This is a genomic window from Kitasatospora sp. NPDC085895 (assembly GCF_040702125.1).
Lineage (GTDB): Bacteria > Actinomycetota > Actinomycetes > Streptomycetales > Streptomycetaceae > Kitasatospora > Kitasatospora arboriphila.
This window is the reverse complement of record NZ_JBFBJY010000017.1, coordinates 1-24,025: the sequence shown is the minus strand read 5'-3', so window position 1 is coordinate 24,025 and position 24,025 is coordinate 1. Positions and strand designations below refer to the sequence as shown.

Sequence of the window (24,025 nt, the reverse complement as noted above, 5' to 3'; positions counted from 1 at the left end):
GCGCGGCACCCCCCTACGCTGGAAACAAGCGACCTGTGGAGGTCGAATCACCATGTCGTACACCGAGGTACCCGGCATCCGCGTGCCCATCCGGATGTGGACCGACCCGGCCACCGTCGAGGGCCAGGCGATGCAGCAGCTGCGCAACATCAGCTCGCTCCCGTGGCTGCACGGCCTCGCCGTGATGCCCGACGTGCACCTGGGCAAGGGCGCGACGGTCGGCTCCGTGATCGCCATGAAGGGCGCCGTCTGCCCGGCCGCGGTCGGCGTCGACATCGGCTGCGGAATGACCGCCGTCAAGACCTCGCTCACCGCGAAGGACCTGCCGGACGACCTGTCCCGGCTCCGTTCCAAGATCGAGCAGGCGATCCCGGTCGGCCGCGGCCTGCACACCGACCCGGTCGACCCGGGCAAGCTGCACGACCTCGCCGCCGGCGGCTGGGACCGCTTCTGGGACGGCTTCGACGGCATCGCCCCGGAGGTCCGCTGGAAGCGCGAGCGGGCGGCCCAGCAGATGGGTTCGCTCGGGTCGGGGAATCATTTCGTGGAAGTGTGCGTCGACATGTCCGGTTCGGTGTGGCTGATGCTGCACTCCGGCTCGCGCAACATCGGCAAGGAGCTCGCCGAGCACCACATGGGCGTCGCCCGGTCGCTGCCGCACAACCAGGGCCTGGTCGACCGCGACCTCGCGGTGTTCATCGCGGACACCCCGCAGATGAACGCCTACCGCCAGGACCTGTTCTGGGCGCAGGACTACGCCAAGCGCAACCGTGCGGTGATGATGGCGCTCTTCCAGGACGTCGTCCGGCGGGAGTTCCCGAAGGCGAAGGTGGCCTTCGACCGGATGATCAGCTGCCACCACAACTACGTGGCGGAGGAGCGGTACGACGGCGTCGACCTGCTGGTCACCCGCAAGGGTGCGATCCGGGCCGGCTCCGGCGACTACGGGATCATCCCGGGTTCGATGGGCACCGGTTCGTACATCGTCCGCGGTCTCGGCAACGACGCCGCGTTCAACTCGGCCTCGCACGGCGCCGGCCGCAAGATGAGCCGCACCGCGGCCAAGAAGCGGTTCACCACGCGCGACCTGGTCGAGCAGACCAAGGGCGTGGAGTGCCGCAAGGACGCGGGCGTCGTCGACGAGATCCCGGGCGCGTACAAGTCCATCGAGAAGGTGATGGACCAGCAGCGCGACCTGGTCGAGGTGGTCGCCCACCTCAAGCAGGTCGTCTGCGTGAAGGGTTGAGCCCGGGCCGGGGTGCGCGGGAGGCGCACCCCGGCCTTTCGGGGTCGGATCCGGTGATGGCGCCGGCCTGCGCCGGGTGGTCCCGGCAGTGGGTCGGTTCGCCGGCGGATCATCCGAGGGTGTGGTGGTCCTCAAGTCGAAACGTCGGATTGTGGACCCCGGCGGGGTGGTGCGGGCGGCCGGGGACACAATGGCCGCGTGGACTACCAGGGACTTCTGCGGGAATCGATGGAGACCGCGCTCGCGGCGCCGGCGCGCGGGCGGCCGGCGGACTACATCCCGGCGCTGGCGAAGGCCGATCCGGAGGCCTTCGGGATGGCGATCGCGACGGTGGACGGCGGCGTGTTCGGGGCGGGCTCCTGGGAGGAGCCGTTCTCGATCCAGTCGGTGTCCAAGCTGTTCACGCTGGCGCTGGCCCTCGCGGAGGGCGGCGACGGGCTGTGGCGCGGGGTGGGCCGGGAGCCGTCCGGGAACCCGTTCAACTCCCTGGTGCAGCTGGAGACCGAGCAGGGGATCCCGCGCAATCCGTTCATCAACGCGGGCGCCCTGGTGGTGACGGACCGTCTGCTGGAGCTGACGGGCGACGCGGTGGGGACGGTCCGCGAGTTCCTCCGGCGGGAGTCGGGGAACGACGCGGTGGCCACGGACGACACGGTGGCGGCCTCGGAGGCGCGGCACGGCCACCGCAACGCGGCGATGGCGCACTTCATGGCGAGCTACGGCAACCTGCGCAACCCGGTGGACAGCGTGCTGGCGCACTACTACGCGCACTGCGCGATCACGGCGAGCTGCCGGGACCTGGCGCTGGCGGGGCTGTTCCTGGCGCGGCACGGGGTGCGGGGGGACGGTTCGCGGCTGCTGACCCGCAGCGAGGCGAAGCGGATCAACGCGGTGATGCTGACCTGCGGGACGTACGACGCGGCGGGGGAGTTCGCCTACCGGGTGGGGCTGCCGGGCAAGAGCGGTGTCGGCGGGGGCGTGCTGGCGGTGCTGCCGGGCCGGGGCGCGGTGTGCGCGTGGAGCCCGGGCCTGGACGCGGCGGGGAACTCGGTGCTTGGGGTGGCGGCGCTGGACGCGCTGACCACGGCGACCGGCTGGTCGGTCTTCTGACGGCACCCGGCAGGGCGAAGGGGTGCACCCGGAGGGACCGCCGTGGTGCACCCCTTCCGCGTAGCCGCGGTCAGGCCGCGGGGAGCTCGTCGAGGCCCTCCTGGACGAGCTTGGCGAGGCGGTCGAGGGCCTGGTCGGCGCCGTCGGCCTCGGAGGCCAGGACGACGGTGTCGCCGCCGGCGGCACCGAGGGCGAGCAGGCCGAGCATGGAGCCGGCGTTCACGGGGCTGCCGCCGTCCTTGGCGATGGTGACGGGCACGCCCGTGGAGGTGACGGCGCGGACGAAGATGGAGGCGGGACGGGCGTGGAGGCCTTCGGCCCAACCGACGGTGACGCGGCGCTCTGCCATGGGACGTGCCTTTCGGTGGTGCTGGGTGGAGCCAGTTGTCTAGACCAGTGTCGCACGTCCGTCGCACGTCCGGAACGGTGCGGCACCCCTCGTTCCCACCTTGGCCCCGCCGGTCCGGCACCGCCGGGCGGCTCGCCGCGGCCCCCGCCGGATAACCTGGCGGTTGTGGACGACTCCGGGACTTCACCGCGCACCGAACCGGCCACCGGGCCGGGCACCGAACCGGCGACCGGGCCGGGCACCGAACCGGCCGACGAGACCGGCTACCCCCAGCACTGGGAGGCCGACGTCCTGCTGCGCGACGGCGGCGCGGCCCGGATCCGGCCGATCACCCCGACCGACGCCGAGCGCCTGGTCGAGTTCTACGAGCAGGTCTCCGAGCAGTCGAAGTACTTCCGCTTCTTCGCCCCGTACCCGCGGCTGTCCGACAAGGACGTGCGGCGCTTCACCCACCACGACTACGTGAACCGGGTGGGCCTGGCGGCGGTGGTGCGGGACCGGTTCATCGCCACCGTCCGCTACGACCGGATCGACGAGGACGGCCGCCCCTCCACCACCGGCACCGACGCCGAGGTGGCCTTCCTGGTGCAGGACGCCCACCAGGGCCGCGGCGTCGCCTCGGCGCTGCTGGAGCACATCGCGGCGGTCGCCCAGGAGCGCGGCATCCGCCGGTTCACCGCGGAGGTGCTGCCGGAGAACCGCAAGATGGTGAAGGTCTTCACCGACGCCGGCTACACCCAGCACCGCAGCTTCGCCGACGGCGTGGTGCACCTGGAGTTCGACCTGGAGCCGACGGCGGCCTCGCTGGCGGTGATGCGCGGCCGCGAGCACCGGGCCGAGGCCCGGTCGGTCCAGCGGCTGCTGACGCCGCGGTCGGTGGCGGTGGTCGGGGTGTCGCGCAATCCGCAGTCGGTGGGGCGCGGCCTGCTGCGCAGCCTGGCCGGGTTCCGCGGCGAGCTGTACGCGGTGAACCGGAGCGCGCCGGACGGGACGGTGCTGGACGGGGTGCCGGTGCACCGGTCGCTGCTGGAGATCCCGGGGCCGGTGGACCTGGCGCTGGTGGCGGTGCCGGAGGCGGCCGTCCCGGCGGTGGTGGCGGACTGCGGCGCGCACGGGGTGCAGGGCCTGGTGGTGGTGACGGCCGGGTACGCGGAGACCGGTCCGGAGGGGCGGGACCGGCAGCGGGCGCTGGTGCGGCAGGCGCGGGCGGCGGGGATGCGGGTGGTGGGCCCGAACGCCTTCGGGCTGGTGTCGACGGATCCGGAGCGGCCGCTGAACGCGTCGCTGGCGCCGGTGCTGCCGGCCCGCGGCCCGTTCGGGGTGTTCTGCCAGTCGGGGGCGATCGGGGTGGCGCTGCTGGAGGCGGCGCACCGGCGGGGCCTCGGGGTGTCGTCGTTCGCCTCGGTGGGGAACCGGGCGGACGTGTCGGGCAACGACATGCTGCAGTTCTGGGAGGAGGACGCCGCCACCGAGGTGGTGCTGATGTACATGGAGTCGTTCGGCAATCCGCGGAAGTTCACGCGGATCGCCCGGCGGCTGGCCGCGTCGAAGCCGGTGGTGGTGGTCAAGGGGGCGCGGCACACCGGGAGCCTGCCGCCGGGGCACGCGGTGCAGCCGGCGTCGAGCCGGCTGCGGGACGCGACGGTGGACGCGCTGTTCCGGCAGGCCGGGGTGGTGCGGGTGGAGACGATCACCGACCTGTTCGACACGGGCGAGCTGCTGGCGGGCCAGCCGCTGCCGGCGGGCGACCGGGTGGCGGTGGTGGGGAACTCGGACTCGCTGGGGCTGCTGACGTACGACGCGTGCCTGGGCAGCGGGCTGCGGCCGCGGTCGCCGGTGGACCTGACGACGGCGGCGACGGGGGAGAACTTCCGGATCGCGCTGGGGACGGCGCTGGGCGACCCGGCGGTGGACGCGGTGATCGCGGTGGCGATCCCGCCGATCGGGGTGCACGGCGGCGGGGCGCCGGAGCCGGACGACGAGCCGGAGGTCGCGGCGGCGCTGCTGGACGCGGGGGAGCGGGCCCGGGAGCTGGGCAAGCCGCTGCTGCTGACGCACCTGGCGCTGGGGGGTCTGGCGGAGCGGCTGCGGGCGGGCCGGATCCCGTCGTTCCCGGCGCCGGAGCGGGCGGTGCACGCCCTGGCGAACGCGGTGCACTACGCCGAGTGGCGCCGGCGCAGCGCGGAGGCGGAGCGGACGGCGCGGATCCCCGAGCTGGAGGGGATCGACGAGGTGCGGGCGCGGGCGCTGGTGGAGGGGGCGCTGGGCACGCGGCTGGCGGTGGCGGCGCGGACGCAGCCGGGCGGGGCCCGGTTCACGCTGCCGGAGGCGGACGCGGAGGCGCTGCTGGGCTGCTACGGGATCGCGGTGCGGCCGGTGCTGCCGGCGCCGGACGAGGAGTCGGCGGTGCGGGCGGCGCGGCGGCTGGGCTATCCGGTGGCGTTGAAGGCGACGGCGGACCACCTGCGGCACCGGCCGGACCTGGGGAGCGTGCGGCTGGACCTGGACGGCGAGGAGGGGCTGCGGCGGGCGCACCGGGAGCTGGACGCGTTGCTGGGCGGGGCGGCGCAGGCGCGGCTGGTGGTGCAGCAGCTGGCGCCGCGCGGGGTGGACACGGTGATCGGGGCGGCGGTGGATCCGGCGGTGGGCGCGATCCTGAGCTTCGGTCTGGCGGGGGCGCCGGCGGAGTTGCTGGGTGATCTGGCGCACCGCCTGGTGCCGGCGACGGACCGGGACGTGGCGGCGCTGATCCGGGAGGTGCGGGCGGCTCCGCTGCTGTTCGGCTGGCGGGGCGCGGATCCGGTGGACACCGGGGCGCTGGAGGAGTTGCTGCTGCGGGTGTCGCGGCTGGTGGACGACCTGCCGGAGGTGGCGTCGGTGGACCTGGAGCCGGTGGTGGTGGCGCCGCAGGGGCTGGCGGTGCTGGGGGCGGTGGTGCGGATCGCGCCGCTGCCGGTGCGGACGGATCTGGGTCCGCGGGCGATGAGCAGCCTGTAACCTTGCTTGGCTGCGCCGCTCGGCGGCGCTGACCAGCCCCCCGCAGGGCGGACCCGGCAAGGCGGGTCCGGAAGCTCGGCGCAGTGCCGCCCGCTTCGTCGGCGGGACATGCCAGGATGGAGACATGGCCAAGACCGGTACCACCACCACGCAGGACCTGCGGTCGGCGATCGAGCGCAGCGGCTACTACCCGGCCCTGGTGTCCGAGGCCGTGGAGTCCGCGGTGGGCCCCGAGCCGATCAGCTCCTACCTGGTGCACCAGGAGACGACGTTCGACGCGAACGAGGTCCGCCGGCACGTGACGGTGCTGGTGCTGACCCCGTCGCGCTTCGTGGTGAGCCACACGGACGAGCAGAACGGCGACGCGGCGACCCCCGTGCCGTACGCGACGACGTCGACCGAGAGCGTCCGGTTGGACCGGATCAATTCGGTGGTGGTGAGCCGCATGGTGGCGAACCCGGAGACGTACACGCCGGGGACGCTGCCGCGCGAGGTGGTGCTCACGATCGGCTGGGGTGCGGTGCAGCGCCTGGACCTGGAGCCGGCGGGTTGTTCGGACCCGAATTGCGACGCGGACCACGGGTACACGGGGTCGGCGACGGCGGACGACCTGTCGCTGCGGGTGTCGGAGGCGGGTGACGGTCCGGAGACGGTGTCGCAGGCGCTGGTGTTCGCGCGGGCGCTGTCCGAGGCGACAACCGCCGACCGGGTCTGAGGCCGCCGTCACGCATGCTCGGTTACGACGCCTTCGAGATCCTCGATCCTTCGGACGCCCCGGCTCCGGCGTACGGCTGCGGTTCGCTGGCGGACCTGCTGCCGGCGGTGGCGGCCGGCCTCGGCGTGCCCGGCTTCGAGAGCGGGCTGCTGCTGGAGCCGGCGGACCGGGTCTGCGTGTTCCTGGTGGACGGCATGGGCTGGGAGCTCGTCCGCCGGCATCCGGAGTACGCGCCGTTCCTGACGTCGCTGTCGGCCGGGGCGAGTCCGATCACGTCGGGGTTCCCGTCGACGACGGCGACCTCGCTGGCCTCGGTGGGGACGGGGCTGACGCCCGGGGTGCACGGCCTGGCCGGGTACACGGTGCGGGTTCCGGGCCGGAACGAGCTGATGAACCAGTTGCGCTGGGTGCCGCCGGTGCCGCCGCGGGAGTGGCAGCCGCACCCGACGGTGTTCGAGCGGGTGTCGCGGGCGGGCGTGGCGACGGCGCAGGTGTCCTCGCCGTTGTTCTCGCAGACGCCGTTGACGCAGGTCGCGCTCTCGGGCGGGACGTTCCTGGGCCGGACGACCGGTGAGGAGCGGATGGACGAGGCGGCGCGCTGGCTGGCGGGGAACGACCGGGCGCTGGTCTACACGTACGTGAGCGAGCTGGACGGGGCGGGCCACCGGTTCGGGGTGGACTCGGACGAGTGGCGGATGACGCTGAACACGGTGGACCGGCTGGTGAAGCGGCTGGCGGAGCAGTTGCCGCCGCGGTCGGCGCTGTACGTGACGGCGGACCACGGCATGATCGACGTCGCGCCGGAGGACCGGGTCGACTTCGACGAGGACTGGGAGCTGTCGGCGGGCGTGGCGCTGCTGGGCGGCGAGGGCCGGGCACGGCACGTGTACGCGGTGCCGGGTGCGGCGGCGGACGTCCACGCGGTCTGGAGCGAGGTGCTGGGCGACCGGATGTGGGTGGCCACCCGGGAGCAGGCGGTCGCGGCCGGCTGGTTCGGTCCCGTGGTGGACGAGCGGGTGCTGCCGCGGATCGGCGACGTGGTGGCGGCGGCGCGGGACGACATCGCGGTGGTCGCCTCGCGGAACGAGCCGGGGGAGTCCTCGATGGTCGGCCTGCACGGGTCGATGACCGCGGTGGAGCAGCTGGTGCCGCTGCTCGACGTCCGTACCTGATGCTGTCCGCACCGCCCGTCCCACGATCGAAAGGCCCTCGTCCCACCCATGGCTGAACTGGTGTTCTTCTCGGGCACGATGGACTGCGGCAAGTCGACGCTGGCGCTGCAGATGGACCACAACCACGCGGCGCGCGGCCGCCAGGGCATCATCTTCACCCGGCACGACCGGGCGGGCGCGGCGACGATCTCCAGCCGGCTGGGGCTGCGCGCGGACGCGGTGGAGGTCGCCGACGACTTCGACTTCCAGGCACACGTGGTGCACCTGCTGTCGGCGGGCGGCAAGGCGGACTACCTGATCTGCGACGAGGCGCAGTTCTTCTCGGCGGAGCAGATCGACCAGTTGGCCCGGGTGGTCGACGAACTCGGCATTGACGTCTACACGTTCGGCATCACGACGGACTTCCGGACGAAGCTGTTCCCGGGGTCGCAGCGGCTGATCGAGCTGGCGGACCGGGTCGAGGTGCTGCAGGTGGAGGCGCTCTGCTGGTGCGGGGCGCGGGCGACGCACAACGCGCGGACGGTCGGCGGGGTGATGGTCGTCGAGGGTGCGCAGGTGGTGGTCGGCGACGTGGCGGTCTCGGAGGACCAGATCGGCTACGAGGTGCTCTGCCGGCGTCACCACCGGCGGCGGTTGACGGCGGCGACCGCCCGGGCGTCGGTGCTCTCCCCCGACGTGCTGCCGTTCGAGGGCTGACGGTCCGTCGGCGACGGCCCGGTCTTGCCACAATGGCGGACATGACTTCCTCGGGTGTTTCCCCGCTGATCTCCGTCGACGAGCTGGCCGCCGCCCTGGCGGGGCCGACGCCGCCCGTCCTGCTCGACGTCCGCTGGCAGTTGGGCGGCCCGCCCGGCGCGGGCGAGTACGCGGCCGGGCACCTGCCCGGTGCGCACTACCTGGACCTGGACACCGAGCTGGCCGCCCCGCCCGGCCCGGCCGGCCGGCATCCGCTGCCCGACCCGGCGGTGCTGGGCGCGGCGCTGCGCCGGGCCGGGGTGTCGGCGGGCCGGCCGGTGGTGGTGTACGACGCGGGCCCGGCGATGTCGGCGGCGCGGGCGTGGTGGCTGCTGCGCTGGGCGGGGCACGACGGGGTGCGGGTGCTGGACGGCGGTCTGGCGGCGTGGCGGGCGGCGGGGCGGCCCGAGTCGGTGGAGCGACCGGCCGACGGGGCGGGGGACTTCGTGCCGGTGCCCGGGTCGCTGCCGACGGTGGACGCGGACGGCGCGGCGGAGCTGGCGCGCAAGGGCGTGCTGCTGGACGCCCGGGCGGGGGAGCGGTACCGCGGCGAGGTGGAGCCGATCGACCCGCGGGCGGGCCACGTCCCGGGCGCGGTGTCGGCGCCGACGGCGGAGAACGTGGCGGCGGACGGCACCTTCCGTCCCCGGGCGGAGCTGGCGGCGCGGTTCGCCGCGCTCGGTGCGGACGGCTCGGTGCCGCTCGGCGTGTACTGCGGCTCGGGGGTGACGGCGGCGCACGAGCTGCTGGCGCTGGAGAGCGCGGGGATCACCGGCGCGGTGCTCTACCCGGGCTCGTGGAGCGAGTGGTCCGGCGACCCGGCCCGCCCGGCGGCCACCGGCGACCTCCCGGGCTAGGGCTTGTTTGACGATTCCCGCCGCGCGCGCGACGCCGGATCTCCCCCAGCCTTCGGCCGGGAGGTGCCCCCACGACCGGACGCACCGCCGCATCGCCCGAGTACGTCCGGTACGAGGCCGATACGGCGGCACGCCCGGTCGGGCGCCCGACGCCGCGCGCCGATGCGACGCGAATCGTCAGACAGGCCCTAGGCGCCGTCTCCCGAGGGCGCAGTCCGGGAGCGGTGCTCCTGACGGATGCGGCTCACCCCTGAAGACGTGCACCGGGACAGCAGCAGGGGCGGCCTCCCCCACGGGAAGCCGCCCCTGTGTGTGCGTGTCCGGTCACTCCTGCTTCTTGCGTCGGCTGCCGAAGACGATCTCGTCCCAGCTGGGCACGGTGGCGCGGCGGCCGGGGCGGACGCCGTCGGCCTCGGCCTGCCGGTCGGTGGTGCCGACCAGCCGCTCGCGGTGCGGGGCGACCGCCCGCGGCATGAGGATGTCGGCGTAGGCCGACCCGGCGCCGACGCTGGCCGCGGGGGCGGCCGGCTCCTCGGCCTCCTCCGGCTCCTCGGCGGCGATCACCGGCTCCGGCGCGGGGCCGATCGCGAGGTCGCCGCGGTAGGCGGGCACCACGTCGAGCAGGCTGGTCAGCGAGTCGCGGTTCTCCGCGGACGCCTCCCTGGCCTCGCGGACCTCCCGGCCGGACATGATCCGGTCGGCGGAGGGCCGTTCGATCATCGCGCGGGCCGGCCGCTCCTGGGGGAGCCGGGCGATCCGCGGGATGAACGGGAAGACCGAGTCCTCGTCGCGGTCGACGTTCTCGCCGATCAGGGCGCGGGCCTCGTCGTCGTTCGGCTGGACGAGGCGGCGCGGCGGGTCGTACGTCCAGCTGGCGCGGCGGTGCTCGCCGTCCGCGCGGTAGCTGAGGATGACCTCCCAGGTGCCGTCGTCGCGGCGCCAGGAGTCCCACCGCTCGGTGTCCTTCTCGGCGGCGCGCAGGGTCAGCCGCTCGGCCACGGCCTCGCCGAGCTGCGGGCCGGTGGACTCGCCGTGCCGGCGGATCGCGGTCTTGCGGGCGCGTTCGGCCATGAAGGCGCGCTCGGCCAGCACCGGGCCCTCGAAGCGGCGGACCCGTTCGACGGAGATCCCCGCCGCCTGTGCGACCTCCTCCGCGGAGGCACCGGCTCGTATCCGCGCCTGGATGTCACGGGGCCGCAGGTGGCTCTCGACCTCGATCTCGATCTGGCCGAGGCGCGGCCGGTCGCCGCGGACGGCGGCGCGCAGCCGCTCGTCGATGGGGAGGGTGTACTCCGTGCTGTCGGCAGCCTTGAGCACCAGCCGTGTGCCGTCATTGCTGACGGCCACGACGCGCAGTTCGGGCACGGTTACCTCCCGGGTGGTGCCTGCCGACGTCACCTGCGTCGCTGCTCCCGTACTGAGTGTGGCCTGCCCGCCTGCGACTGGCCACAACCTTGCAGAGTTACCCGGCGTGTCGGGCTTACGCCCGGGCACGCCGCTGTGGCACGGTTGCCTGTTCGCCACGTCGCCGGTCGACGTCGCGCCCGGGCCCCTAGGCCGCTGTCAGACGGGCAGTCAACAGGAACGCCGAAGGCTCAGGCCCAACGAACAGTACTCCATTCGTGGCACCCAGCGGTGCGGCTCGCCGCTCAAGTCTCCCCCGATTCACCGGAATCTCAAGAGCGGCCACACCGTTGAGCGCTTCGCGATCGCCGAACGGTGATCATCTTCACATATATCGACCGGGCTGAAGCAGAATTTCGCCCGTTGTGTCCCGTGCCGTGCAGGATCGACAGAATTGTTCGAGTCTCCGGCGCGTGAGCGAGGAAACTGCTGCCGATCCTCCGTCAGTCCCCGAGCACCCGGCGGAGGTAGTCGTTGGCGAACACCCGGCCCGGGTCGACCTTGTCCCGCAGCGCCGTGAAGTCGCCGAAGTGCGGGTACGCACCGGCCAGGTACTCGGCGTCGCGGGTGTGCAGCTTGCCCCAGTGCGGGCGTCCCTGGTGCGCCGTCATGAGCCGCTCCACCTCGGTGAAGTAGCCGCTGTCGGCGGTGCCCCGGTACAGGTGGACGGCGACGTACACGCTGTCGCGGCCGCTGGCGGTGGACAGCCACAGGTCGTCCGCGGGCGCCACCCGGACCTCCACCGGGAAGCTGATCCGCCAGTCGGAGCGTTCCACCAGCGCCTTCAGCTCGCGCAGCACGGTGGTCGCGGCCTCCCGCGGCACCGCGTACTCCATCTCGACGAAGCGGACCTTCCGCGGACTGGTGAACACCTTGTACGCGGTGTCGGTGTAGGTGCGCTCGGACCAGGCCCGGCCGGCGACCTGGGCGATGGTCGGGATCGCGGCGGGGAAGCGGCGGCCGACGCGGCAGACGCCCTCCCACACGGTGTTGGACAGGAAGTCGTCGTCCAGCCAGGCCCGGAATCCCGGCAGCGGCGCCGCCGGGCCCGGGCTGCGGTTGTTCCGCTTGGTGGTGCACAGATCGGTGTGCGGGAACCAGTAGAACTCGAAGTGCTCGTTGACCGAGGCCAGGTCGTCGAAGCCGGCGAGCACCTCGTCGAAGCGCATCGGCTTCTCGTGCGCGGTCAGCAGGAAGGCCGGCTCCACGGCGAAGGTCAGTGCGCTGACCACGCCGAGCGCGCCGAGGCCGAGCCGGGCCCCCTGGAAGAGCTCGGGGTCCTCGGTCGGGGAGCAGGTGCGGATGCTGCCGTCGGCGAGGACGATCTCCACCGCGCGGATCTGGGCGGCGAGCGAGCCGGAGTCCCGGCCGGTGCCGTGGGTGCCCGTGCTGGTGGCGCCGGCGACGGTCTGCACCTCGATGTCGCCCATGTTGGTCAGCGACAGCCCGGCCGCGGCGAGCAGCCGGTTGAGCCGGGAGAGCGGCAGTCCGGACTCGACGGTGACCGTGCCGGCCTCGCGGTCCAGCGAGCGGACGGCGGTCAGGGCGTCCGGGCGCACCAGCACGGCGTCGCCGGCCGAGGCGATCGCGGTGAAGGAGTGGCCGGAGCCGACCGCCTTGACCCGCTGCCCCTGCTCGGCGGCCCGTCGCACCGTCTCGGCGATCTCCTCGGCGGAGCCGGGAGCGACCGCCCGGGCGGGCCGGGCGGTCTGGTTGCCGGCCCAGTTGCTCCAGGTGCCGGTGGTGGTGCCGTGGGGCATGCCGAGTGCCTCCTGCTCACGAACTACCAGTGGGTAGGGTGAGCGTAGTCACTCGGATGCCCCCGGTCCATGCCCCGAAGGGCCCCGTCCGGGCGCTGCTCACCGAGCCGCGGGGGTGCCCACCGGCTCGGGCTCGGGGGCGGCCAGCCCGCCGCGCAGCCGCGGCAGTCCGGCCAGGGCGGCGACCGCGGCGAGCAGGGCGGCCCCGAGGGGCACCCAGTAGGCGGTGGCGGCGCCGGCGGCGTCCACCACCCAGCCCGCCGCCGAGGAACCGAGCGCGACGCCGATCGCGAGGCCGGTGGTCGTCCAGGTCATCCCCTCGGTGAGCTTCGAGGCCGGGACGAGCCGCTCGACCAGCGCCATCGCGGTGATCATCGTCGGGGAGATCGACAGGCCGGCGACGAACAGCGCCGCCCCGATGCCGACCAGGCCGGCCGTGCCGTGCAGCAGGGAGGCGGCCAGCACCAGCGGCAGCATGCCGACCGCCATCGCGCCGACCCCGCCGAGGAACCGGCCGGCCAGCGACCCGCGCGGCCGGAACGCGCCGAACACCACTCCGGCCAGGCAGGAGCCCAGCGCGTACACGGCGAGCACCAGGCTGGAGGCCGCGGTGTGGCCCTGCTCCTTGGCGAAGGCGACGGTGACCACCTCGACCGCGCCGAAGATCGCGCCGGTGGCGACGAAGGTCAGCACCAGCACCTGCAGCCCGGCGGAACGGATCGCCGACCCGCCGTGGTGGTGCGCGGCCGGATGGACGGGCGGCTCGGTGGAGCGCTGCGCGCAGAACCACACCACGCCGACCAGCAGGAAGACGGCGGCCAGCGCGACGCCTGCCTCCGGGAAGAGCGAGGTGGCGAGCCCGATGGAGAGGATCGGCCCGACGATGAAGCAGACCTCGTCCATCACCGCCTCGAAGGAGTACGCGGTGTGCAGCCGGTCCGGCCGGTCGCTGTACAGGTGCGCCCAGCGGGCGCGGACCATCGACCCGGTGCTCGGCATGACGCCCATGCCGGCGGCGAAGAGGAAGAGCGTCCAGTCGGGGGCGCCGAGCCGGGCGCAGGCCAGCAGGCCCGCCGCGGAGGCCACGGCCGCGGAGGTGGCCGGCAGCGCGACCCGCCGCTGCCCGTGCCGGTCGACCAGGCGGGACACCTGCGGGCCGAGCACCGCCGCGGCCGCCGCGAGGACGGCGGAGACCGCGCCGGCGATCCCGAACGAGCCGCGGAGCTGGGCGAGCATCGTGACGATGCCGATGCCGGTCATGGAGATCGGCAGCCGCGACACGAAGCCGCTGGAGGAGAAGGCCAGACTGCCGGGGGCGGCGAAGATCTGGCGGTAGCTGGACAGCACTGGTGCTCCGCAGGAGTGGGTAAGGAACGTCGTTCGTATGGACAGCTTACGAACAGCCTGCCGCCCCCCGCGAAGACATTTCCGGCGGACGGGTGGCCCGTCAGCGGCCGGACCCCGCCGGGTGGCAGGATCGGAGCCATGTCCGACTCGCGCACCGCCACCGACCACGCCCCCTACGACGCGCTCCTGCTGCTCTCCTTCGGCGGTCCGGAGGGACCGGAGGACGTCGTGCCGTTCCTGGAGAACGTGACCCGCGGCCGGGGCATCCCCAAGGAGCGCCTCGCCGAGGTCGGCAAGCACTACTTCCTGTTCGGCGGGGTCAGCCCGATCAACGAGCAGAACCGCGAGCTGCTGGCCGCGCTGCGCAAGGACTTCGCCGACCACGGCCTCGACCTGCCGGTCTACTGGGGCAACCGGAACTGGGCGCCGTACCTGGCCGACACCCTGAAGGAGATCGCCGCCGACGGCCACCGCCGGGTGCTCACCCTCGCCACCAGCGCCTACGCCGGCTACTCCGGCTGCCGCCAGTACCGCGAGAACCTCGCCGACGCCCTCGCCGGGCTCGCCCGCGACGGCCTGCCCGCACTGCGCGTCGACAAGCTCCGGCACTTCTACAACCACCCCGGCTTCGTCGGCCCGATGATCGACGCGACCCTCGCCGCCCTCGGCGACCTGCCCGAGGAGGTCCGCGCCGGGGCGCACCTCGTCTTCACCACGCACTCGATCCCGAACGCGGCGGCCGACAGCTCCGGCGCCCCCGACGACCCGGCCCGCGGCACCCCCGGCGGCGCCTACGTCGCCCAGCACCTCGACGTCGCCCGGCTGGTCGCCGAGGCCGTCGCCGCGGCCACCGGCGCCGCCGACCGCCCCTGGGAGCTCGTCTACCAGAGCCGCAGCGGCGCCCCGCACGTCCCGTGGCTGGAGCCGGACGTCTGCGACCGGCTGGAGGAGCTCCACGCCGCCGGCGCGCCCGCCGCCGTGATGGTGCCGATCGGCTTCGTCTCCGACCACATGGAGGTCAAGTACGACCTCGACACCGAGGCCGCCGCGAAGGCCGCCGAACTCGGCCTGCCGGTCGCCCGGGCGGCCACCGTCGGCGCCGACCCGAGGTTCGCCGCCGCGGTGCGCGAACTCGTCCTGGAGCGCGCCGCCGCCGAACGCGGTGCCGCGGTCGACCGCCGCGCCCTCGGCACCCTCGGTCCCAGCCACGACGTCTGCGCCGCGGCCTGCTGCCCCAACCCGCGCGCCCCGCGGCCCGCGGCCGCCGAACAGTGACCCGCACCCCGTACCCGGGAGGACCCCGCGTGACCGGCACCGCGCCCACCGACCCGCAGGCCGCCGCGCTGACGGCCGAACTGCTCGCCGTCGCCGAGGAGGCCGCCCGCGCGGCGGCCGAGCTGCTGCACCGCGGCCGCCCGGCCGACCTCGGCGTGGCCGCCACCAAGAGCAGCCCCGTCGACGTGGTCACCGAGATGGACCTCGCCTCCGAGAAGCTCGTCCAGGAGCTGATCGCCGCCCGCCGCCCCGAGGACGGCTACCTCGGCGAGGAGGGCACCGACCGGCCCGGCCGCAGCGGCGTCCGCTGGGTCGTCGACCCGCTCGACGGCACCGTCAACTACCTGTACGGGCTCCCCTCCTGGGGCGTCAGCGTGGCCGCCGAACTGGACGGCGAGGCGATCGTCGGGGTCGTCGCCGTGCCCGCCCGCGGCGAACTCTTCCGGGCCGTCCGCGGCGGCGGCGCCGACCTCGACGGCCGCCCCCTCGCGGTGCGCCCGGCCCCGCCCTGGGGGCAGGTGCTGGTCGCCACCGGCTTCAACTACGTGCAGGCCGAGCGCGCCCACCAGGCCGAAGTGCTGCTCGCCCTGATGCCCGAGGTCCGCGACATCCGCCGGGCCGGCGCCGCCGCCGTCGACCTGTGCGACCTCGCCGCCGGCCGGGTCGACGCGTTCTACGAGCGCGGCCTCAAGCCCTGGGACATGGCGGCCGGCCTGCTGATCGCCCGCGAGGCGGGCGCGCTCGCCGGCGGCCGTCCCGGCCGGCCCGCCGGCGGCGACCTCGCGGTGGCCGCCGCCCCCGGCGTCTTCGAACCGCTCCAGGCCCGCCTGGACGCCCTCGGCGCCTGGCACGGCTGACCCCGGGCCCCGGACACGGCAAAGGCCCTGGACACGGCAAAGGGCCCGCCACCACCCCGCGAGGGGCGGTGGCGGGCCCTCGCGGCCGTCGGACGGAGCCGTGCGGCCGGGTGCGCCCGGGCAGTGAATGGGCCCTGGCACGCGGGAGGTGCCAGGGCTCGCTGATTCGAACTGCGATGTGGTGCTGCTGTGGTTCGGTCCTGCGGGGCCCCGCGGGGGCGGGGCGGGTGTCGGTCCTGCGGCCGGGTCAGGCAGCCGACCGGTGCATCTCGTGCACCGGGTCGACGCCGTGCTCGGCAGCCAGCCGGCGCAGGTCCTCCAGCTCGGACTGCTCGACCTCGGCCAGGAACTCGTCCCCGGACTCGAGAGCGCGGTGGAGGTCCTGCTCGGCGTTCTGTATGCGCTGCAGGATTCCGGCGGTGAAGGCGTCCATACGGCCCCCTTGCTGTGTCGGACGGGCACGGGTCCGCGTGCTCCCCGGTCGGTGGACGTGCCACGGGACGCCGCACGATCCGGACGTTGCCGGCCCCGGTGGGCGCGGAGACGGCTCGTCGGCCGCTCCCGATGACGTGACCCCCGATCCGGTGCGGATGAGCACGCGGCGGGTGGGTGCGATCCGCGCACGGCGCGATCGCGTGTGAGCTTGTCCTCCCCAACCGCGGGCCGGGGAAACCTCCCCGCCGCCGGAAAGTTGCCCGTGTCACAGTCCAACCGGAGGGAACGCTTTCGCTCCGCTCCGGCACCCGGCCCCCACCCCGGGGTGTCCTCGCAGGTCAACCTACCGGAAGCGGCCCGCCGCGGCCGGGAACGGCTCGGAATCGGCCGCTTACAGCTGCTTTACCCGCGGACCAGGCAGGATGGAGGCACCGTCGGGGCCGTGCCGTAGGGCGCGGCTCCGTGCCCGGCGCACCACGGCCCGCACGGGCGGACAGCACGGCGGGGCCGATCGGATGAAGGGACAACCACCGTGCGGGTACTCGTCGTCGAGGACGAGCAACTGCTCGCCGAGGCCGTGGCCACCGGGCTGCGCCGCGAGGCCATGGCCGTCGACGTCGTCTACGACGGGGAGGCGGCCCTGCAGCGGATCGCCGTAAACGACTACGACGTGGTCGTCCTCGACCGCGACCTCCCGCTCGTCCACGGCGACGACGTGTGCCGCCGGGTCGTCGAGCAGGGCCTCGCCACCCGCGTCATCATGCTCACCGCCTCCGGCGACATCAGCGACCGCGTCGAGGGCCTGGAGATCGGCGCCGACGACTACCTCCCCAAGCCGTTCGCCTTCAGCGAACTCGTCGCCCGGGTACGGGCGCTGGGCCGCCGCGCCACCGTCCCGCTGCCGCCGGTCCTGGAGCGCGCCGGCATCAGCCTCGACCCCGGCCGCCGCGAAGTGCTCCGCGACGGCAAGCCCGTCCAGCTCGCCCCCAAGGAGTTCGCCGTCCTGGAGGTGCTGATGCGCGCCGGCGGCGCCGTCGTCTCCGCCGAACAGCTCCTGGAGAAGGCCTGGGACGAGCACACCGACCCGTTCACCAACGTCGTCCGCGTCACCGTGATGACCCTGCGCCGCAAGCTCGGCGACCCGGCCGTGATCGTCACCGTGCCCGGCTCCGGCTACCGCATCTGACCCGGCACCGGCGGGCCGGCCGCACCGGCCCGCCCGCGCCCCCCGCCCCGCCGGCACCGCCGGCGCGGCACCCGCCCCACCGCAGCACCCGAGAGGACAGGCCATGACCACCCCGCCCCCCGCCGGCGGGGCCCCCGGCGCGCCCGCCGGCGGCCCGGGCCCGGTCCAGCAGCACCCGGCCCGCACCCCGATCGGCGCGGCCGCCGCCGAGCGGCCCGCCACGCAGTACCACCCCGGCGACGGACTGTTCGCCTGGCTGTCGCTGCGCCCCACCGTGCGGATCAGGCTCACCCTGCTCTACGGCGGGATGTTCCTGATGGCCGGCGTCGTCCTGCTGCTGCTCATGTACTACTTCGTCCGCGAGGCCATGCAGAGCGCCACCCTGCCCACCCTGCGGCTGGGCCCCGGCGTCTCGCTCACCACCCCCGACGGCGAGGTCATCAACAGCCAGGCGGAGCTGACCCGCTGGCTCAACCACTACCAGGACATCGAGGCCGAGCGGTCGCTCAACACCCTGCTGCGCAAGGCCCTCACCGCCCTGATCTGCCTCGCCGTGATCGCCTTCGCGGCCGGCTACGCGATGGCCGGCCGGGTGCTGCGCCCGCTCGGCCGGATCACCCGAACCGCCCGCGAGGTCGCCGGCTCCGACCTGCACCGCCGCATCCAGCTCGACGGGCCCGACGACGAGCTGAAGGAGCTCGCCGACACCTTCGACGACATGCTCGACCGGCTCGACCGCTCCTTCGACTCGCAGCGCCGCTTCGTCGCCAACGCCTCGCACGAGTTGCGCACCCCGCTGGCGATCAACCGGACGCTGCTGGAGGTCCAGCTCGCCGACCCGCAGGCCTCGCCCGAGGTGCAGCAGCTCGGCAAGACCCTGCTCGCCACCAACGAGCGCAGCGAGCAGCTCGTCGAGGGCCTGCTGCTGCTCGCCCGCAGCGACAACGAGATCACCGACCGGCGCCCGGTCGAGCTCTCCGAGGTCGCCCTGCGGGCCCTGGAGCAGCTGAGGCCCGAGGCGGCGACCCGCGAGGTCGAGCTCCGCTCCGAGCTCCACCCGGTGACGGTCTCCGGCAACGGCGTGCTGCTGGAGCGGATCGCGCTCAACCTGCTGCAGAACGCGGTGCGCTACAACACCCCGGACGGCTGGGTGGAGATGTCCAGCGCCCCCGCCCCGGGCGGCGTCGGCGAGCTGGTCGTCTCCAACACCGGCCCGGTGGTGCCCGGCTACGAGATGGAGCACATCTTCGAGCCGTTCCGCCGGGTCAAGGGCGCCGACCGGACCCGCAGCGACAAGGGCGTGGGCCTCGGCCTGTCCATCGTCCGCTCGGTCGTCCGCGCGCACGGCGGCACCATCGAGGCCACGCCGCGCCCCGGCGGCGGCCTGACGATCCGGGTGCGCATCCCCGGGCCCTGACGCACACCCGGCCCGCCGAGTCCGCCCAGGGCCCCGCCAGGCCCCTTCCCGACCCCTTCCGCCGCCGTCCCGGACCCCTCCGGGGCGGCGGCGGCCGCCGCCCCGCCGACGCCGCCGCACCCGGCCGCGCCGCTCCGTGCGCGACCGATCACCGACCGCCCTCCGCCGCCCCCGCCGGCCGTGTCAAGACGGCATAAGCGCTGGCAGGGGGCGGCTTGTCTTTTCCCGCCGAAACAACTTACGGTGTCGTAACCTACGCAGCCGTAAGTGGGCCGACCCGGACGGCCGCCGCGTCCGCCTCCGCGCTCGTGCCGCCCGCCCCCGTCCCCCGTTCCGTCACCGTCCGCGCAGCCGCCGTCGGCCCCATCCCGCCCGACGCGCCGGACGCCGCACACAGGAGCACCAGCCGTGACCATCGCACCCGTCCAGCGCACCGCACCGCCCGCGTCGACCGCCTGGACCGACGCCAAGCTGATCCTGGCCCTCGAAGAGGTCGTCGAGGGCGAGCTGAACCGGCACCTCAAGGTCGCCAAGGAGTGGATGCCCCACGAGTACGTGCCGTGGAGCCAGGGGCGGGACTTCGACGGCGTGCTCGGCGGGGAGGCGTGGGCGCCCGAGCAGTCCAAGGTGACCCCGCTGGCGCGGATCTCGCTGGTGGTCAACCTGCTCACCGAGGACAACCTCCCGAGCTACCACCACGAGATCGCGACCATGTTCGGCCGCGAGGGCGCCTGGGGCACCTGGGTGCACCGCTGGACGGCCGAGGAGGGCCGGCACGGCATAGCCATCCGCGACTACCTGCTGGCCACCCGCGCCGTGGACCCGGTCGAGCTGGAGCGGGCCCGTATGGCGCACATGTCGGAGGGCTTCGAGTCCGACAACTCGCACAGCATGCTGCACTCGGTGGCCTACGTGGCCTTCCAGGAGCTCGCGACCCGCATCGCGCACCGCAACACCGGCCACCACTCCGGCGACCCGCTGTGCGACCAGCTGCTGGCGAAGATCGCCAACGACGAGAACCTGCACATGGTCTTCTACCGGAACCTGCTGAAGGCGGCCCTGGAGATCGCCCCGGACGAGGCGATGAACGCCATCACCGAGGTCGTCACCAACTTCCGGATGCCCGGCCACGGCATGCCCGGCTTCGAGCGCTCCGCCGCCCAGATCGCCATCGGCGGCGTCTACAACCTGCGCATCCACCACGACGACGTGCTGCAGCCCGTGCTGCGCCACCTGAAGGTCCTGGAGACCACCGGGCTCGGCGGCTCCGGCCAGCAGGCCCAGGAGCAGCTCGGCGCCTTCCTGGACGGCCTGGACGCCCAGGCCACCAAGTTCGACGAGCGCCAGGCCGCGCTGCTCGCCCGCCGGGCCGCCGCGGCCGCCGCGAAGGCCTGATCCGGCCGTTTCCGCGAGGGCGTCCGCGGGGCCGTCCGGCCGCACCGGGAATGTCCGGGATCCTCCGGAAAGGTGTGAGATGTGACCAAGTTCACATCGGGCCATTCGACGCATCCCCGCGGCGCCGCACGGCGCTCGACCCCCGGTCGGGCGCCGTGGCGCTGGGTGACCGGCCGGAGAGGTCCCGAAAATGTCGATCTGTCACCAAATATGCCGTGGCCAGGGTCAATTGGTGAAGGAACGGCAGGGGCGCCGCTACCCAAGGTAGTCGTCCGGGCCCCGTCCCGGCCCGACCGGGCCGACCACCCGCGGCGGTGTTCGAACCCCGTTCGGTCACCCCAACGGGTCCGAAACCGGGTGTCGATTGAGTAACGGGGCTTGAAGTAAGGCAAAATCTCCGCCTCGGGTCGGGCACAAGACCGGCCCCCCATGCGTTACGTGCGCTGGAGATACCGCACACACCCAAAGGGGGAGAGCGAAAACATGGCTACGGACTACGACACCCCACGCAAGACCGATGACGACCTCAACGAGGACAGCATCGAGGAACTGAAGGCGCGGCGGAACGAGAAGACGACCGGTTCGGTCGACATCGACGAGTTCGACGCGGCGGAGGGTCTGGAGCTCCCCGGCGCCGACCTCTCGAACGAGGAGCTGTCGGTCCGGGTGCTGCCGCGCCAGGCCGACGAGTTCACCTGCATGAGCTGCTTCCTGGTGCACCACCGCAGCCAGCTCTACAGCGAGAAGAACGGTCAGCCGATCTGCCGGGACTGCGGCGCCTGAGCACGGTGCGGAATGGCCCGGGCCCGACGCCTCACCGTCGGCCCGGAAGGCCACCCCGCCGGCCCTGGGCAGCAAGGCCGGAGGCAGCAGACGCGGGCCCCGTACGGGGGCCGCACCCGCAGGCCGGGCGCCTGCGACCACAGGAGCAATGGGACGGTCCGCCACCCGCGGAGCCGTCCCTCCTCCGTTTCCGGGCCCGTCCGCGGCACGTCCGCCGGGCCCGGCGCCCCCGCGGCTCAGCGCTGGGCGGCCCGGCGGGCACCCTGCAGCGCGTCGGCCAGCTTCTGCGGCGAGCGGGTGGACAGGTACAGGTACGGCGTCGGGTCGGACGGGTCGGTGACCTCCACCCGCAGCGCCGTCGGCACGTAGCTGCGCAGCAGCATGAAGGCCCGCGGGTCCGCCTTCACACCGCGCCAGGCGACCGCCTCCGCCGGGTTGAGCACCTCGGCGGTGCCGAGCGCGTCCACCGGGATCCGGGCCTGCCCGGCCACCAGCGAGCCCTGGACCACCCGGATCCGGGCCGAGCCGTAGGAGCTGAGCGCGGCCGCGGCGGCGGCGATGCCGACCACCAGGCCGATCAGGGCGCCGAGGCCGCTGAAGCGCAGCAGGACCAGGCCGAGGGACAGGCCCGTCACGAGCGGGAGCAGCCACCAGGACCGCGGGACGGTGAGGCGTTCGTCGTACATGCCCCCTATTGTGGGCGCCCGCACGGCCGCTCCCGCCCACGCCCCTCCCGCCGTTTGCTACTGGCGGGTAGCATCGCGGGCGTGACCGGTTCCACCGCCCCCGCCGCCGCGCCGCAGGGCGCCCCCGCGCCGCCGCCCCGCCCCGCCGCCCCGACGCCGACCACGCCGCCCGCCGACGCCGTGCTGCCGCCCCGTGCGCCCGGCGCGCCGGCCCCCGGCACGCCGATCGGGCCCCACTACGACCTCTGCTTCGGCTGCGGCCCGCAGCGCCCCGACGGGCTGCAGCTGACCGCGGTGGCCGGGGAGGGCCTCACCGTCGACGCGAGGTTCACCGTCCGCGCGGTGCACCAGGGCGGCCCCGGCCTCGCCCACGGCGGTCTGCTCACCACCGCGATGGACGAGACGCTCGGCACCCTCAACTGGCTGCTGCACGCCCCCGCCGTGACCGGCCGGCTGGAGACCGACTTCGTCCGTCCGGTGCCGGTCGACAGCGAGCTGCACATCCACGCCTGGGTGACGGGCGTGCACGGCCGCAAGGTCTACAGCGCGGCCGAGGGCCGCATCGGCGGCCCCGACGGACCGGTGGCCATCCGGGCGCAGGCGCTCTTCATCCAGGTGAAGCTGGAACACTTCACCACGCACGGTCGTCCCGAGGACATCAAGAAGGCCTTGGACGACCCGGACCTGTTCAAGCGCGCCAGAGCCTTCGAGGTGAACCCGTGACCAGCACCGCCCGTCCGCCGGTGGACGTCCTGATCAGGCGGATCGACGCCGATCTCCCGATGCCCGGCTACGAGCACCCCGGCGACGCCGGAGCCGACCTGCGCACCACCGTCGACGCCGAACTCGCCCCCGGCGAGCGGGTCGTCCTCCCCACCGGCGTCGCCATTGCGCTGCCGGACGGTTACGCGGCGTTCGTGCACCCGCGTTCGGGCCTCGCAGCTCGTTGCGGAGTTGCCCTTGTGAACGCCCCGGGGACGGTCGATGCCGGGTACCGTGGTGAGATCAAGGTGATCGTCGTCAACCTGGACCCGCGCGAGGCCGTCAGCTTCCGTCGAGGGGACCGCATCGCCCAGCTGGTCATCCAGCAGGTGGAGAGGGCGCGTTTCCACGAGGTGGCCGAGCTGCCAGGGTCGGCGCGAGCCGAAGGCGGGTTCGGGTCGACCGGCGGCCACGCCGCGGTCTAGCATGCCCGCGGTCTCGCAGTAGCCGAGCAGGTATTCGCTTCGGTCTTGGATTCGGTCTTGGACCGGGAAGGACAGTGACCGTGTTCCGTCGTCGCCACAAGAGCGAGGACGCTGTCGAGCAGCTCGCCGAGGACGCCACCAGCGCCGACGAGACGGCCGATGACGTCGAAGGTTCCGCCGAGAGCGAGAACGACACCGAGCTGGACCCGGCCGACCGGGTCGGTCTGCCGCCGGCCCCGCGCCCGGACGGGCCGTGGGACATCTCCGAGCTCGAGCAGCCCGAGGAGGGGCGAGTGGACCTCGGGGGTCTGCTGGTCCCCGGGGTCGAGGGCATGGAGCTGCGCGTCGAGGTCGCCGGTGACGCGATCGTCGCCGCGACCCTCGTCCTCGGCAACAGTGCGATCCAGCTGCAGGCCTTCGCGGCCCCCAAGTCGGAGGGCATCTGGGGCGAGGTCCGCGAGGAGATCGCCAACGGCATCACCCAGCAGGGCGGCCTGATCGAGGAGGAGGAGGGCACGCTCGGCTGGCACCTGCGCGCCCAGGTCCCCGTCCAGCTGCCCGACGGCACCCACGGCGCCCAGCTGGTGCGGTTCGTCGGTTGCGACGGTCCGCGCTGGTTCCTGCGCGGCGTGATCTCCGGCCAGGCCGCCGTCCAGCCCGAGATGGCCGGCATCCTGGAAGAGGTCTTCCGCCAGACCGTCGTGGTCCGGGGCGAGGCGCCGATGGCGCCGCGCGACCCGATCGTGCTGAAGCTCCCCGAGGACGCGCAGATGGTCGCCGACGGCGCCCCCACCGAGGGCGGCGAACAGCGCTACAGCGCCTCGCTGGACCCGTTCGCACGCGGCCCGGAGATCACCGAGGTCCGCTGAGCCGAGCACCTCGCCTCCGCCCGGTCGGACACCGGGTGGAGGCGATTTGCTTGTGGGGCCCCGAGCCCCGTACAGTTCCGGAGTCGCGCCGAGAGGGGCGACAAAAAGCGAGTCGAAGGAAACGCCCGGTGAAACGGGCCGGAAATCCTCTGATAAGCTGGAAACACGGAAGAGCGAAACGCCCGGAGGGTCCGCTGGAAGGCGGTCCGAAGGAAGTGTCCGTTCCTTGAGAACTCAACAGCG

The 24,025-nt window shown here is 74.0% G+C and carries 21 protein-coding genes and 1 pseudogene; 16 read left to right on the top strand and 6 right to left on the bottom strand.

The genetic code is table 11. The annotated features are described in order from the left end of the window. The first annotated feature begins 52 nt into the window (after positions 1 to 52). Entirely contained in the window at positions 53 to 1,246 is a 1,194-nt protein-coding gene (locus AB0442_RS13740) for an RtcB family protein (RefSeq protein WP_366162777.1), read from the top strand. 198 nt (positions 1,247 to 1,444) lie between these two features. After that, the gene (locus AB0442_RS13735; protein WP_366162775.1) at positions 1,445 to 2,356 is read left to right on the top strand and encodes a glutaminase; all 912 of its coding nucleotides are present in this window, start codon (positions 1,445 to 1,447) and stop codon (positions 2,354 to 2,356) included. A gap of 70 nt (positions 2,357 to 2,426) precedes the next feature. Here the strand turns inward: AB0442_RS13735 and AB0442_RS13730 are convergent, their stop codons facing one another. Further along, positions 2,427 to 2,705 (bottom strand): HPr family phosphocarrier protein, encoded by a 279-nt coding sequence (locus AB0442_RS13730; RefSeq protein WP_366162774.1) that lies wholly within the window; start codon positions 2,703 to 2,705, stop codon positions 2,427 to 2,429. 291 nt (positions 2,706 to 2,996) lie between these two features. Between AB0442_RS13730 and AB0442_RS13725 the strand changes: the two genes are divergently transcribed. The 5 genes from AB0442_RS13725 to AB0442_RS13705 all read left to right on the top strand — a co-directional run bounded on the left by AB0442_RS13725 (position 2,997) and on the right by AB0442_RS13705 (position 9,181). Beyond that, positions 2,997 to 5,702 carry a GNAT family N-acetyltransferase gene (locus tag AB0442_RS13725; protein WP_366162878.1) on the top strand — a complete coding sequence of 902 codons (2,706 nt, stop codon included), beginning with the start codon at positions 2,997 to 2,999 and terminating at the stop codon, positions 5,700 to 5,702. Between the two features lie 124 nt (positions 5,703 to 5,826). After that, positions 5,827 to 6,417, top strand: a complete 591-nt coding sequence (locus tag AB0442_RS13720; protein WP_366162772.1) for a DUF5998 family protein — start codon at positions 5,827 to 5,829, stop codon at positions 6,415 to 6,417. A 14-nt stretch (positions 6,418 to 6,431) separates the two neighbouring features. After that, positions 6,432 to 7,589 (top strand): nucleotide pyrophosphatase/phosphodiesterase family protein, encoded by a 1,158-nt coding sequence (locus AB0442_RS13715; RefSeq protein WP_366162770.1) that lies wholly within the window; start codon positions 6,432 to 6,434, stop codon positions 7,587 to 7,589. A 48-nt stretch (positions 7,590 to 7,637) separates the two neighbouring features. Continuing rightward, positions 7,638 to 8,285, top strand: a complete 648-nt coding sequence (locus AB0442_RS13710; protein ID WP_030277373.1) for a thymidine kinase — start codon at positions 7,638 to 7,640, stop codon at positions 8,283 to 8,285. Between the two features lie 41 nt (positions 8,286 to 8,326). Further along, positions 8,327 to 9,181, top strand: a complete 855-nt coding sequence (locus AB0442_RS13705; RefSeq protein WP_359981713.1) for a sulfurtransferase — start codon at positions 8,327 to 8,329, stop codon at positions 9,179 to 9,181. A gap of 324 nt (positions 9,182 to 9,505) precedes the next feature. Here AB0442_RS13705 and sepH read toward each other — a convergent pair whose 3' ends face one another. The 3 genes from sepH to AB0442_RS13690 form a co-directional block, all read right to left on the bottom strand. Continuing rightward, positions 9,506 to 10,579: a septation protein SepH gene (gene sepH / locus AB0442_RS13700; protein WP_344623281.1), complete on the bottom strand. Its 1,074-nt coding sequence runs from the start codon at positions 10,577 to 10,579 to the stop codon at positions 9,506 to 9,508. Positions 10,580 to 11,028: 449 nt separating this feature from the next. Beyond that, positions 11,029 to 12,345 (bottom strand): D-arabinono-1,4-lactone oxidase, encoded by a 1,317-nt coding sequence (locus tag AB0442_RS13695; RefSeq protein WP_363542284.1) that lies wholly within the window; start codon positions 12,343 to 12,345, stop codon positions 11,029 to 11,031. A gap of 99 nt (positions 12,346 to 12,444) precedes the next feature. Then, positions 12,445 to 13,692: an MFS transporter gene (locus AB0442_RS13690; RefSeq protein ID WP_366162767.1), complete on the bottom strand. Its 1,248-nt coding sequence runs from the start codon at positions 13,690 to 13,692 to the stop codon at positions 12,445 to 12,447. Positions 13,693 to 13,830: 138 nt separating this feature from the next. On the opposite strand from AB0442_RS13690, the gene AB0442_RS13685 reads away from it, so the two are divergent. Continuing rightward, entirely contained in the window at positions 13,831 to 14,967 is a 1,137-nt protein-coding gene (locus AB0442_RS13685; RefSeq protein ID WP_366162765.1) for a ferrochelatase, read from the top strand. 29 nt (positions 14,968 to 14,996) lie between these two features. Beyond that, positions 14,997 to 15,824 carry an inositol monophosphatase family protein gene (locus AB0442_RS13680; RefSeq protein ID WP_366162763.1) on the top strand — a complete coding sequence of 276 codons (828 nt, stop codon included), beginning with the start codon at positions 14,997 to 14,999 and terminating at the stop codon, positions 15,822 to 15,824. Positions 15,825 to 16,071: 247 nt separating this feature from the next. Here AB0442_RS13680 and AB0442_RS13675 read toward each other — a convergent pair whose 3' ends face one another. After that, positions 16,072 to 16,257, bottom strand: a complete 186-nt coding sequence (locus AB0442_RS13675; protein ID WP_263103369.1) for a hypothetical protein — start codon at positions 16,255 to 16,257, stop codon at positions 16,072 to 16,074. Between the two features lie 534 nt (positions 16,258 to 16,791). Here AB0442_RS13675 and AB0442_RS13670 point away from each other — a divergent pair. The 4 genes from AB0442_RS13670 to AB0442_RS13655 all read left to right on the top strand — a co-directional run bounded on the left by AB0442_RS13670 (position 16,792) and on the right by AB0442_RS13655 (position 21,040). After that, positions 16,792 to 17,445: a response regulator transcription factor gene (locus AB0442_RS13670; protein WP_030277361.1), complete on the top strand. Its 654-nt coding sequence runs from the start codon at positions 16,792 to 16,794 to the stop codon at positions 17,443 to 17,445. A gap of 103 nt (positions 17,446 to 17,548) precedes the next feature. Further along, positions 17,549 to 18,862: a HAMP domain-containing sensor histidine kinase gene (locus tag AB0442_RS13665; RefSeq protein WP_366162761.1), complete on the top strand. Its 1,314-nt coding sequence runs from the start codon at positions 17,549 to 17,551 to the stop codon at positions 18,860 to 18,862. A gap of 408 nt (positions 18,863 to 19,270) precedes the next feature. Continuing rightward, positions 19,271 to 20,257: an acyl-ACP desaturase gene (locus AB0442_RS13660; protein ID WP_366162760.1), complete on the top strand. Its 987-nt coding sequence runs from the start codon at positions 19,271 to 19,273 to the stop codon at positions 20,255 to 20,257. A gap of 483 nt (positions 20,258 to 20,740) precedes the next feature. After that, a complete protein-coding gene (locus AB0442_RS13655) occupies positions 20,741 to 21,040 on the top strand; it encodes a DUF4193 domain-containing protein (protein ID WP_030277357.1) in 300 nt (99 codons plus the stop codon). Positions 21,041 to 21,276: 236 nt separating this feature from the next. Here the strand turns inward: AB0442_RS13655 and AB0442_RS13650 are convergent, their stop codons facing one another. Further along, positions 21,277 to 21,726, bottom strand: a complete 450-nt coding sequence (locus tag AB0442_RS13650; protein ID WP_363550408.1) for a DUF3093 domain-containing protein — start codon at positions 21,724 to 21,726, stop codon at positions 21,277 to 21,279. A 180-nt stretch (positions 21,727 to 21,906) separates the two neighbouring features. On the opposite strand from AB0442_RS13650, the gene AB0442_RS13645 reads away from it, so the two are divergent. The 3 genes and pseudogenes from AB0442_RS13645 (at position 21,907) to AB0442_RS13635 (ending at position 23,782) form a co-directional block, all read left to right on the top strand. Then, on the top strand, positions 21,907 to 22,449 hold the full coding sequence (locus AB0442_RS13645) for a PaaI family thioesterase (protein WP_363550414.1): 543 nt from the start codon (positions 21,907 to 21,909) through the stop codon (positions 22,447 to 22,449). Next, positions 22,446 to 22,991 (top strand): annotated as a pseudogene (gene dut, locus AB0442_RS13640) (dUTP diphosphatase). Before AB0442_RS13645 ends, dut begins: the two are co-directional and overlap by 4 nt. Before the next feature lie 2 nt (positions 22,992 to 22,993). After that, a complete protein-coding gene (locus tag AB0442_RS13635; protein ID WP_344628401.1) occupies positions 22,994 to 23,782 on the top strand; it encodes a DUF3710 domain-containing protein in 789 nt (262 codons plus the stop codon). Positions 23,783 to 24,025 lie beyond the last annotated feature (243 nt).

What these genes read in the sequence shown, in the direction of transcription:
- AB0442_RS13740 (WP_366162777.1), top strand. Translation starts at nt 53, where the DNA reads ATGTCGTACACCGAGGTACCCGGCATCCGCGTGCCCATCCGGATGTGG.
- AB0442_RS13730 (WP_366162774.1), bottom strand. Translation starts at nt 2,705, where the DNA reads ATGGCAGAGCGCCGCGTCACCGTCGGTTGGGCCGAAGGCCTCCACGCC.
- AB0442_RS13720 (WP_366162772.1), top strand. Translation starts at nt 5,827, where the DNA reads ATGGCCAAGACCGGTACCACCACCACGCAGGACCTGCGGTCGGCGATC.
- AB0442_RS13715 (WP_366162770.1), top strand. Translation starts at nt 6,432, where the DNA reads ATGCTCGGTTACGACGCCTTCGAGATCCTCGATCCTTCGGACGCCCCG.
- AB0442_RS13710 (WP_030277373.1), top strand. Translation starts at nt 7,638, where the DNA reads ATGGCTGAACTGGTGTTCTTCTCGGGCACGATGGACTGCGGCAAGTCG.
- AB0442_RS13705 (WP_359981713.1), top strand. Translation starts at nt 8,327, where the DNA reads ATGACTTCCTCGGGTGTTTCCCCGCTGATCTCCGTCGACGAGCTGGCC.
- AB0442_RS13695 (WP_363542284.1), bottom strand. Translation starts at nt 12,345, where the DNA reads ATGCCCCACGGCACCACCACCGGCACCTGGAGCAACTGGGCCGGCAAC.
- AB0442_RS13685 (WP_366162765.1), top strand. Translation starts at nt 13,831, where the DNA reads ATGTCCGACTCGCGCACCGCCACCGACCACGCCCCCTACGACGCGCTC.
- AB0442_RS13675 (WP_263103369.1), bottom strand. Translation starts at nt 16,257, where the DNA reads ATGGACGCCTTCACCGCCGGAATCCTGCAGCGCATACAGAACGCCGAG.
- AB0442_RS13665 (WP_366162761.1), top strand. Translation starts at nt 17,549, where the DNA reads ATGACCACCCCGCCCCCCGCCGGCGGGGCCCCCGGCGCGCCCGCCGGC.
- AB0442_RS13655 (WP_030277357.1), top strand. Translation starts at nt 20,741, where the DNA reads ATGGCTACGGACTACGACACCCCACGCAAGACCGATGACGACCTCAAC.
- AB0442_RS13650 (WP_363550408.1), bottom strand. Translation starts at nt 21,726, where the DNA reads ATGTACGACGAACGCCTCACCGTCCCGCGGTCCTGGTGGCTGCTCCCG.